The 10755-nt window shown below is 50.8% G+C and carries 10 protein-coding genes; 8 read left to right on the plus strand and 2 right to left on the minus strand.

Going from position 1 to position 10755, the window contains the following annotated elements; genetic code table 11:
* Positions 1–316 precede the first annotated feature (316 nt).
* Together ABUA47_RS18365 and ABUA47_RS18370 are read right to left on the minus strand one after the other, a co-directional pair.
* Complete coding sequence (locus tag ABUA47_RS18365) at positions 317–619, minus strand: DUF4248 domain-containing protein (RefSeq protein WP_005831107.1); 303 nt, start codon at positions 617–619, stop codon at positions 317–319.
* A gap of 319 nt (positions 620–938) precedes the next feature.
* Positions 939–1376: a hypothetical protein gene (locus ABUA47_RS18370; protein WP_005837401.1), complete on the minus strand. Its 438-nt coding sequence runs from the start codon at positions 1374–1376 to the stop codon at positions 939–941.
* Positions 1377–1912: 536 nt separating this feature from the next.
* Here ABUA47_RS18370 and ABUA47_RS18375 point away from each other — a divergent pair.
* The 8 genes from ABUA47_RS18375 to ABUA47_RS18410 form a co-directional block, all read left to right on the plus strand.
* Positions 1913–3928 carry an LruC domain-containing protein gene (locus ABUA47_RS18375; RefSeq protein WP_057252824.1) on the plus strand — a complete coding sequence of 672 codons (2016 nt, stop codon included), beginning with the start codon at positions 1913–1915 and terminating at the stop codon, positions 3926–3928.
* A 145-nt stretch (positions 3929–4073) separates the two neighbouring features.
* Positions 4074–4553, plus strand: a complete 480-nt coding sequence (locus ABUA47_RS18380) for a hypothetical protein (protein ID WP_005837403.1) — start codon at positions 4074–4076, stop codon at positions 4551–4553.
* Positions 4550–6784 (plus strand): adenosylmethionine--8-amino-7-oxononanoate transaminase, encoded by a 2235-nt coding sequence (bioA, locus tag ABUA47_RS18385; RefSeq protein ID WP_035448730.1) that lies wholly within the window; start codon positions 4550–4552, stop codon positions 6782–6784. Before ABUA47_RS18380 ends, bioA begins: the two co-directional genes overlap by 4 nt.
* Before the next feature lie 34 nt (positions 6785–6818).
* Positions 6819–7970 (plus strand): 8-amino-7-oxononanoate synthase, encoded by a 1152-nt coding sequence (locus tag ABUA47_RS18390; RefSeq protein WP_035448731.1) that lies wholly within the window; start codon positions 6819–6821, stop codon positions 7968–7970.
* A gap of 28 nt (positions 7971–7998) precedes the next feature.
* A complete protein-coding gene (locus tag ABUA47_RS18395) occupies positions 7999–8784 on the plus strand; it encodes a pimeloyl-ACP methyl esterase BioG family protein (protein ID WP_035448733.1) in 786 nt (261 codons plus the stop codon).
* A gap of 17 nt (positions 8785–8801) precedes the next feature.
* The gene (gene bioC / locus ABUA47_RS18400; RefSeq protein WP_349824527.1) at positions 8802–9620 is read left to right on the plus strand and encodes a malonyl-ACP O-methyltransferase BioC; all 819 of its coding nucleotides are present in this window, start codon (positions 8802–8804) and stop codon (positions 9618–9620) included.
* Positions 9620–10267 (plus strand): dethiobiotin synthase, encoded by a 648-nt coding sequence (gene bioD / locus ABUA47_RS18405; RefSeq protein WP_035448736.1) that lies wholly within the window; start codon positions 9620–9622, stop codon positions 10265–10267. Before bioC ends, bioD begins: the two co-directional genes overlap by 1 nt.
* Before the next feature lie 29 nt (positions 10268–10296).
* Positions 10297–10755: glycosyltransferase (locus tag ABUA47_RS18410; protein ID WP_349831865.1), on the plus strand; the 459-nt coding region annotated here is incomplete at its 3' end.

Genomic DNA, 10755 nt, shown 5'->3' on the forward strand with positions numbered 1-10755 from the left:
GGCTTCGAAGGCATCGGCGGCTTTCTCTCCGGTTTTCCTATTCATTTGTTCCTCAAACAAGGCTTTGGGGAAGAGGAGATAGCCTTTCTTCAGCATCTCCGTTGTCATGGGTCTCATTTCTTTTTCCATTTTTGTCTATTCTTAATTCGATAATGCGACAAAGGTAAGGGACCAGCCAGGGGGATACAAATAAGCAGTTAGAATCGGCTAAAAATTAATGAAATACATAAGGTGGCGAGAGAGGGGTTCACCTCATCCTCCACCACCCTATATAATAATATACTAAAATAATCAGAATGTATTAGAAATACATTCTCTATTTCGCATATTTTTTAGAGACCAGAAGATACGGATTTTTCACGGTCATATCCTTCACGTGGTCGGGCATCCCCCAGTAGCTCAGGAGAATGCCTATCTGTACGGGGGTGAGGTGGGCAGTCCTGGCGGTATAGCCCTGGTCCGTCAGATCCTTCAGCAGGCAAGCGTGTTCCGCAATGGAACGGCGCAGGGCCTTTACGGCCGAGCAGGCATACGCGTAGTTTGGGTAATAGGCCACTGCCACATCTGCAATGCGATGGCATCCCTCGAGCAGCCATTCAAAACTTTGTTCTTTTATCATTTTGCATATATTTATTAATAAAACATGTTGCAAAGTTAGAATGGGAGGGAAAACTGGGAAAGTTCGAGTGGCAATAAGAAAACTTGCTCAAGAAAAATGAATGTGTCAAAACGGTTGATGACACACCCTCACTGTCTTATTGATAAAAGCAACACTTTCATACTATAATAGTAAAGCACACATTTTGTGTATTTCATGCAACTTATCGGTCAGCGATTTTTTTTAAGAGAGACAGCCATATTATATCTCGCCTGCCTATTAACGAGGAGTTCCGCACTAATCCCTAAGGCTGCTTCTACCATAAGAGCGAAGTCACTGGTTACATCTCCCTCTCCCTCTTGAAGTACCCCAGCACCGTGGCCGGTGTAAGACAGCAGCGTTCTACGCTTTTCAGGCGGCTCTGAAAAGTATATCGGGAGCATAGCACAAGGCAGAACCAAGTATAGTTCAAGCTACGGTGCAAGCGGTGCTGAAGGTGGTCGAAAAAACGGGAAACACGGGCAAAGAAGCTAGCGATACGCTCGCGGGGGACAAAACGGGAAGGCTGTACGGCAGCATTGCGGGAGCGCTTGGCGGCACGTTCCATCTGTGCAAGGGTATACTCCAGTTGCTCGATGTCATTGCGAGTGTTCTCCATGGTTTGTTCCAATTTCTCGCGTCGTGCCTGCTGCTTGGTATATCGTTCTTTTCTGTCAGCGATTCGGTTTTTGAGGTCTTCTGCGGTGAGGTTTATTCCTTTGTTCTGGATTGATTTCATTATAAACGTCTGTTTTATAGTTGTTTGTCTGTATATAAGTTCACGAAAACACATCATCCGTCTGCACCGAATGCATAATGCATAAAGGGCAAACGGATGATATATCAGGAGCAAATGTACGATGAATATTGCAGATAAAGTTCTTAATGACCATTAAGTCTTGTTATAAAACATGATATTATCTACTGCAAATTTGGAGATTATCAGAAAACACGTACCTTTGCAATGTGTTTTTCATAGTATTAGATTTAAGGTTAACAAAAGATTGGCTGTCTGGGATAGATAGCCTTTTTTTTATGCCCGCACCATTCGATTCATCCAATTAGTATCAATTCACTTTATACAACTTTTTAACCCACCAAAAGTGTTTTTAAACCCCAAAAGTTGTAGATTATAAATACTATGTTTATATTTGCAACATGAAAAAAGCGCTCGAGAAAATGTAGTATCTACAACTCGTCTGTGAAGTAGGTGGCGGTTGTGATATAGACAGCGTTCATAAGACAAACAAGCAAGCAATCTACAACAATAAAAATATGAAAGTTAGACTTATGACGAAAGTTAGTGCTGCAACCCTCATTTCAGCAATTGCCTGCAGCATATTCACGGGATGTACCGAAAAAGACCTATACAATCCCGAACGTGGAAAAACAGAACTAAAGCCGGAGAGCGAATACTTTGACTTTGCAACAACAGCCCAGGTAGCTTTTGACGTGAATTATGGAAAAATCGCAGGAGGCGCATTAATAGAGGTGTTTACAGAAGACCCCATCACCTATCAGACAAACAACCTCTACTCCATCAACGGCGAAGCGGTTTTTAAAATCTTTGCAGATGCAGACGGACGCTTCACCGGCAACGTAGAACTGCCCAAAGCGACAGAAAAGGTATATATCATCTCACAAAGTTGGGGAGCCCCCATGTATGTGGAAGCAGATGTGGAAAATGGCAAAGTGGTGGTAGATATGACCGAAAATAATGCCAACACCCGCTCAACTGCCATGACACGTGCAAAATCCAACCTGACTATCGACCTAAAGGATAGGAAGGAACGGGTATACTCCATCGTTGGATGGGGACAATCTCACGGTGAGATTATTGATAATAATGACATTGTAACTACGGGAAATTTCAATGACGGAACTTTAAAGCAGTTACAACACACACTGTGGAAAGGTTATGACAGCAAACCCAGCAATCTGGACAACAGAGCTTTGGTGAGCGATACAAAGCATGTGAACACCACCATTGCCCAAGCATATATCAACAACCAGGGACAACACGTAACGATTACCGATGCAGAACTGTATCTGACCTTCCTGACCGAACGTGCCGGTTACCTGACTTCCATCGGCTATTATTACTACAAGACCAATGACGTTCCCAACAGCCCTGACAAGGTAGACAAATTCATTATCATCCCTAATGCATCCATTGCAGGAGACGACCCATATACCGGACGAGGTAGTAACAAGTATTCCCAATCTGCCGCTCCTATAGAGAGGAATACAAAAATACAACTTCTGTATCAGGACGAAAACGGTAATGTCTCCACCAAATTCCCGGCAGGATATACCATAGGATATTTCATCATCCCCAATGGATATACCCCCAATAAAGGTATCGACTACTCTATAAATTATATATATTCCAATAAAGAATGGAACAAGATATATGCAGGCCAACAAGCTCGCTTTATCTCCCTCTCCACCAGCAACGGCACGGTAGTCTACGGAGTAGAAGATGGCGATGATACCAGCTACGAAGACATACTGTTCTGTATCGATGCCAACCCCAATGAAGCCATTCAAGACCCGGACCGTCCGGTCATAGACCCGGAAGAGCCTACGGTGACGAGCTCCGAAACAACCTACCGCACGTATGCCTACGAAGACATCTGGCCCAATGGCGGTGACTATGACTTGAACGACGTGATTATCGAACACAAACGGGCCATTTCATTCAACAGCAACAATTATGTGCTGAAGGTGGAAGACACCTTTGTACCCGTACAGAAAAGTGGTGCCGCCACATACTCCAACGCATTTGCCGTGCAATATGTGGCCAGCCAGCGAGGCAGCATAGAACTGCCTGCCGGAGCAGTCGATGAAACAGAGACCTCTTCTGTCATCCTATTCCCCGATGCAAAGTCTGTGCAGGGCAACGAATTTACCGTAACCCGTACATTTGCAGACAACACATTGCCTAAGAAGAATCTGGAGAGCGACTTGAACCCGTTCATCATTGCCCAGTATACAGCCGGAGCCGACAACCGGACAGAAGTGCATCTGCCCAAGAAGAAAGCGACCGGTAAAGCCAACGCAGAGCAAATCGGAGCCGAAGACGATGCCTACTACATCAACAAGGACGGCAAATATCCATTCGCCATCATGCTGCCGGCCACAACCGGCACGGAAGGCCCCATCCGGTTCACTCCGGCAAAGGAAACCGTACGCATCGACCTGGAGTATCCCGATTTCGCCAAATGGGTAGAGTCCAATGGTGCCACCAATAATGACTGGTATCTCTACTACCAGTCGTCCAAAGAGTGAAATCCTACGACATTGCTTAAAGAAGAGCCGCGCAATAGTTGCATTTGCGCGGCTTTTTCATGCATGACCATTACCGTTATGAAATTATTTTTTCTACATTTGCATCCGCTAAAAGGAAACAAAACCGCATCAGGCTGAAAAAAACATGAGGAATACATCACCCGCCGCACCTACCATCCGCTTCCGCCGCTGGAGCAGAAAAGCCTACGCTGCATTTGCCAGCATAGGACGGTGTGTCACCATCGGTTGCCTGCGCAAAAGCGTGGCAGACAGCTCTCTGTCCAAACAGAAGACTGCGGGAACCGCCGGACATGCCGGATGCGGGGAAGAGAGTACCTGGAAAGGAGAAACGGAAGGAAGGGAAACCGACACCGGCATTCCGCTGGGTAGCAGCAGCGTCCTGACAAGTATCCTCACGGAGCCGGGAACGAACCGGCACATTCTTTTTGAAACACAATTCATCCGCCCCTGCGGGAATACGGGCGGACAAGACACATATAGCCTGAAACAAAAGAGAACAAGAGGTACGGATTACCGGAAGCCATGCAGCAGAATGACGAGCTGCACCGCCCCGGCAATCCGTACCTCTGTCTTTATCCATGAACATAACCCAAGAAAGATATGACCCTACAGAAATTAAAGGAACAAGTGCTGCGCGGCAGCCACATCAGTAAGGAAGAAGCCGAATGGCTGGCTGTGCAACCCGACAAGGAAGCGCTATACGAAGCTGCCCACGAGATAACCCGGGGCCTGGCCTCGGAGGAGTTTGACATGTGCTCCATCATTAATGCCAAGTCCGGACGATGCCCGGAAAACTGCAAGTGGTGTGCACAGTCGTCGCACTACAAAACCCAGGCAGACGTGTACGACCTGGTGGACAAAGAAGAATGCCTGCGGCATGCCCGGCATAATGAAGCCCAGGGCGTGGCACGTTTCTCGCTGGTGACCAGTGGACGGAAGCCCTCCTCCAGAAACATGGAGAAACTGTGCGAAGCCGCCCGGCACATGCGCCGGCACTCGTCCATCCAGTTGTGCGCATCACTGGGACTGCTCAACGAAGACGAAATGCGGGCACTGCACGACGCAGGCATCACCCGCTATCACTGCAACCTGGAGACAGCCCCCTCCTACTTTCCCCAACTGTGCAGCACGCACACGCAGGAAGAGAAGCTGCGCACCCTGCAAGCCGCCCGCAACGTAGGCATGGACATCTGCAGCGGCGGCATCATCGGTATGGGCGAGAGCATGGAGCAACGTATCGAATTCGCCTTCACACTGCGCGAGCTGGAAGTACAGTCCATCCCCATCAACCTCCTGAGCCCCATCCCCGGCACACCGCTGGAACGGCAGGCGCCACTCAGCGAGGAGGAAATACTGACCACCATCGCCCTCTTCCGCTTCATCAACCCGACGGCTTTCCTCCGCTTTGCCGGAGGACGCTCGCAACTGAGCAAGGAGGCCGTGAAGCAAGCGCTGCACATCGGCATCAACTCTGCCATCGTGGGCGACCTGCTGACAACGCTCGGCTCGAAAGTGTCGGAAGACAAGGTGCTGATAGAAAATGCCGGATACCGGTTCTGCGGCTCGCAGTTCGACAGAGAGCACCTATGGCACCCCTATACCTCCACCACCAACCCGCTACCGGTGTACAAGGTGAAGCATGCCGAAGGCGCCACCATCACCCTGGAAAGCGGAGAAACACTCGTAGAGGGAATGTCGTCGTGGTGGTGCGCCGTCCACGGGTACAACCACCCTACACTGAACCGGGCGGCAGAGGAACAGCTGGGCAAGATGTCGCATGTGATGTTCGGAGGGCTGACACACGACCCTGCCATTGAACTGGGCCAGTTGCTGCTACCGCTCGTCCCGCCGTCCATGCAGAAGATATTCTATGCCGACTCGGGCTCGGTGGCAGTAGAGGTGGCCTTGAAAATGGCCGTGCAGTACTGGTATGGCAAGGGAAAGGCGAAGAAGAACAATTTTGTGACTATCCGTTCGGGTTATCACGGGGATACATGGAATGCCATGTCTGTCTGCGACCCGGTGACGGGCATGCATTCGCTGTTCGGGGCATCATTGCCGGTGCGCTATTTCGTGCCGCAGCCGCGCTCGCGCTTCCACGGCGAATGGGATGAACGGGATACGGTGGAACTGCGGAAACTGGTAGAGGAGCATCACGAGGAACTGGCAGCGCTTATCCTCGAACCTGTGGTGCAGGGCGCTGGCGGCATGTGGTTCTACCACCCCCAGTACCTGCGCGAAGCGGCACAGATATGCAAGGAACATGGCCTGCTGCTGATATTCGATGAGATAGCCACGGGCTTCGGACGGACGGGAAAACTCTTTGCCTGGGAGCACGCGGGTGTAGAACCGGACATCATGTGCATAGGAAAGGCCATAACGGGCGGATACATGACGCTGTCTGCCGTACTGACGACGAATGAAGTGGCGGATACCATCTCCAACCATACACCGGAGGTGTTTATGCACGGACCCACCTTTATGGGGAATCCACTGGCATGCGCCGTAGCGTGCGCTTCGGTGAAGCTGCTGACCTCGCCCGAATACGACTGGCAAGGCAAGGTGACTCGCATCAGCCGGCAACTGCAAGAAGAGCTTGAACCGGCACGCCGATTACCGCAAGTGACGGATGTACGTGTGCTGGGAGCCATCGGGGTGATTGAGACAAAAAAGCCCGTAGACATGGCGTGGATGCAAAAACGCTTCGTTGAGGAGGGAATCTGGGTACGCCCGTTCGGAAGATTGGTATACCTGATGCCTCCGTTCATTATAGAGCCGGAACAGTTGAGGAAGCTGACGGGAGGGTTGATGAAAATTATACAGGAAATGAATTGAGAGGATAAAGGGAAAATTATTATATCAAGAATTTATGAACGTAACTAACTATATGCAGCAAGAGCTGCAAACATTGAAAGAACACAGCAACCTGCGCCGCCTGCCGCAACTGACACACGAGGGACGCACGGTTGTAGCCGATGGCCGGCATATGCTGAACCTTTCGTCCAACGACTATCTGGGTCTGGCTGCCGACCGCCAGCTGAAGGAAGAATTCCTGCAGACACTGACACCGGACACCTTCCTGCCGACTTCCTCCTCCTCCCGCCTGCTGACGGGGAACTTCGGGATTTACGAAGAGCTGGAGACGGAACTCGCTACACTTTTCGGCACAGAGACAGCACTGGTGCTCAATAGCGGCTATCATGCCAATATGGGGATTCTACCCGCCGTGAGCGATGCACAAACCCTGATATTGGCAGACAAGCTGGTGCATGCCAGCATCATCGACGGCATCCGCCTATCCACCGCACGCTGCATCCGCTTCCGCCACAACGACCTGGTACAACTGGAACGCCTGCTGGAACAACACCATGCAACATTCCGGCAATTGATTATCGTCACAGAAAGCATCTTCAGCATGGACGGTGACCAAGCCGACCTCACGGCATTGGTGCGTTTGAAAAAAAGATACTCCAACGTACTGCTCTATGTGGACGAAGCCCATGCATTCGGCGTAAGGGGACCGCGCGGTCTGGGCTGCGCCGAAGAAACCGGATGCATCCGGGATATAGATTTCCTCGTGGGCACCTTCGGCAAGGCAGCGGCGTCTGCCGGCGCATACATCGCCTGCTGCCGGACGATACGCGAGTATCTCGTCAACCGGATGCGAACCCTCATCTTCACCACGGCATTGCCTCCGACAAGTATTGCCTGGACACTGTTTATCGTACGGAAACTTGCCAGAATGCAGGACCACCGCGAGCATCTGGCAAGAATCAGCCGGACACTGCGCGAAGCATTACAAGCCAAGGGGTACGGATGCCCCAGCGCAAGCCATATCGTCCCACTGATTATCGGCCCCAGTGCCGACACCGTGCTGTGCGCAGAGTTGCTGCAGAGGCATGGCTTTTATGCACTGCCGGTACGCCCGCCCACGGTGCCCGAAGGGACATCACGTATCCGCTTCTCGCTGACAGCGGACATTACAGAACAAGAGATAGAAGAAATAATTAAATATATATAGTATAAGAAAATTCATCACATATATTATTATGAAACAAGTTTACATCATCAAAAAAAATAATCCCAAGCTGCTACTGTTCTTCGCAGGATGGGCAGCCGACGAAACACCCTTTAAACAATATTGCCCCCAAGGCATGGACTACATGATTTGCTATGACTACCGCACGCTCGATTTCGATACCTCCATCCTGGAGCAATACCGGCAAGTGAACGTAGTGGCATGGTCCATGGGCGTATGGGCAGCTCCCATCGCACTGGCTTCCGTGCCCAAGGAGAAACTGCTGCTTATAGCTTTCAATGGTACCATTACCCCTATCGGTGACACAGATGGAATTCCCGAAAAGACCTTCCGAGACACCTTGAGCGGACTGACTCCCGCCTCGCTCCAGAAGTTCATGCGCCGCATGTGCAAAGACAGCAATGCCTACAAAGCCTTCCTTGCCATCACTCCCCGCCGGGACTTCAACGAAATTAAGGAAGAGCTGGAACTCATTGAGAAAAAATACACCCAAATGAGAGGGATAACCATCGATGAAAACGGCAATTATATCTACTCCAATGATGACGAGATGGATGCCTTTGTAAACGATAAATACCAATACATCGATTATGACTACGCTTTCATAGGCGTCAACGACCGCATCTTCCCTTTAGAAAATATGAAACTAAATTTCGATGACATGTTCGATGACGACAAACTGATTGTTGCAGACTGCGCCCACTATGACGAACCAATGTTCCGCTTCTTGCTGCAAGACATGTGGTCGATGCCCATTGACGATTTTCTAAGCCATCTGAGAGAACTGGATACATAACAAAAGGATTGAAAAAAATGACAGATACCCCTACACACCCCATAGACAAAGAACTTGTAGCAAAACGCTTCTCCTACTCGCGAAGCACCTACGACCGCGAAGCCAGCGTGCAACGGCAAGTAGCCGAAAAAATGATGCGCCTACTGACCGATGCCCTGCTTTCCGCAGGCATACCCCGTCCGCAACTTCCTACACACTTCCGCCACATCGTAGAGCTTGGTTGCGGAACGGGCAGCTACTCGCGCATGTTGCTGAACACCTTGCAACCGGAAACGCTGTTGCTGAACGACCTCTGCCGGGATATGGAGGAATGCGTCAGGGAGCTATGCACTACGCGCACTCCCCGCGTCAGCTTCTTGCCGGGTGATGCCGAAGCTCTCGACTTCCCCAGAGAAACCGACCTGATAACCTCGTGCTCCACCCTGCAATGGTTCAACGACCCAGGTGCTTTCCTCACCCGCTGCCACCAAGCACTGGTGGCAGACGGCCTGCTTGCCTTCAGCACCTTCGACACCACAAACATGCACGAAATACGCCAACTGACGGGGCATGGGCTGGACTATCTCTCCGTTGAGGAGCTGCAAGCCCTGCTGTCTCCCCACTTCGATATTCTCCATGCCGAGGAAGAGGTAGTAACCCTGCCCTTCCCCACCCCTCAGGCAGTGCTGAAGCATCTGAAGCAAACCGGAGTGACGGGAACGGAAAAAAGGATATGGACGCGCAGCCGCCTGCAATCCTTCTGCAAAGAATACACAACCCGGTTCAGTGATGCCGCAGGCAACGTAAACCTGACCTATCACCCCATTTATATCATCGCACGAAAAAAAACAAAATAATGGAAACAAAAAACATCTACTTCATCAGCGGCATTGATACAGATGCCGGAAAAAGCTATTGCACCGCCTGGTACGCCCGTGAGCTTATGCAACGCGGCCTGCGCGTCATCACCCAAAAATTCATCCAGACCGGCAACACCGGTCATTCCGAGGACATCGACCTGCACCGCCGCCTCACCGGAACCGGCTACCTGCCGGAAGACAAAGAGGGGCTGACCATGCCCGAGATATTCTCCTATCCCTGCTCTCCCCACCTCGCCGCCCGCATAGACAAGCGCCCGATAGACTTCGGAAAAATAGAGCGTGCCACCAGGGAACTTTCCCATCGCTATGATACCGTGCTCGTAGAAGGCGCCGGCGGTCTGATGGTTCCCCTTACCGAAGATTTCCTGACGATAGACTACATTGCGGAGAAGCAGTACCCGCTTATCTTTGTCACCTCCGGAAAGCTGGGCAGCATCAACCACACCTTGCTGAGCTTCGAAGCCATCAAGAACCGGGGCATCGCGCTCGATACGGTACTCTACAACCTCTATCCCACGGTAGAGGACAAGACTATCCAGGAAGACACGATGAAATACATCAAGCAGTATTTGTCCAAGCACTTTCCCGGAACAAAGTTTGAGGTAGTGCCGGAAATTGTGTAAATTTGCAGCACATAAACGTCCTACTGCACATGGAAGCATTTACATTAGATTCAACTGAAATTATCGTACTCGCTACGGCGGGTGGTCTGTTCCTTATTCAAATTATCTACTACCTCTGTCTCTACAACCGTATTCATGCGCGCAGCCGTGCCGTGAAGCAGGGAGACACGCACTTCACCCAGGAACTGCCCCCCATATCCGTCATCATCTGCGCCCGCGAGGAATCCGAGAATCTGCGCCGCAACCTGGGCGCCGTGCTGGAGCAGGACTATCCCCAATTTGAAGTCATCGTCATTAACGACGGCAACACCGATGAGAGCGAGGATTACCTGACCATCCTCGAGGAGAAATATCCCCATCTCTACCACAGCTTCGTGCCCGATTCCTCCCGCTACATCAGCCGCAAGAAGCTGGCCGTGACGCTTGGAATCAAGGCCAGCAAATATGAATGGCTGGTGTTCACCAATGCCAACTGCATGCCCCAAAGC

It is taken from the genome of Bacteroides sp. RTP31139st1_H2_RTP31139_211217 (assembly GCF_040227615.1).
GTDB lineage: Bacteria > Bacteroidota > Bacteroidia > Bacteroidales > Bacteroidaceae > Bacteroides > Bacteroides uniformis.

Bases quoted from the DNA above. Each gene is read 5' to 3' on its own strand.
- ABUA47_RS18375 (WP_057252824.1), top strand. From the start codon at position 1,913: ATGAAAGTTAGACTTATGACGAAAGTTAGTGCTGCAACCCTCATTTCA.
- bioD (WP_035448736.1), top strand. From the start codon at position 9,620: ATGGAAACAAAAAACATCTACTTCATCAGCGGCATTGATACAGATGCC.
- ABUA47_RS18370 (WP_005837401.1), bottom strand. From the start codon at position 1,376: ATGAAATCAATCCAGAACAAAGGAATAAACCTCACCGCAGAAGACCTC.
- ABUA47_RS18395 (WP_035448733.1), top strand. From the start codon at position 7,999: ATGAAACAAGTTTACATCATCAAAAAAAATAATCCCAAGCTGCTACTG.
- ABUA47_RS18380 (WP_005837403.1), top strand. From the start codon at position 4,074: ATGAGGAATACATCACCCGCCGCACCTACCATCCGCTTCCGCCGCTGG.
- bioA (WP_035448730.1), top strand. From the start codon at position 4,550: ATGACCCTACAGAAATTAAAGGAACAAGTGCTGCGCGGCAGCCACATC.
- ABUA47_RS18390 (WP_035448731.1), top strand. From the start codon at position 6,819: ATGAACGTAACTAACTATATGCAGCAAGAGCTGCAAACATTGAAAGAA.
- bioC (WP_349824527.1), top strand. From the start codon at position 8,802: ATGACAGATACCCCTACACACCCCATAGACAAAGAACTTGTAGCAAAA.
- ABUA47_RS18365 (WP_005831107.1), bottom strand. From the start codon at position 619: ATGATAAAAGAACAAAGTTTTGAATGGCTGCTCGAGGGATGCCATCGC.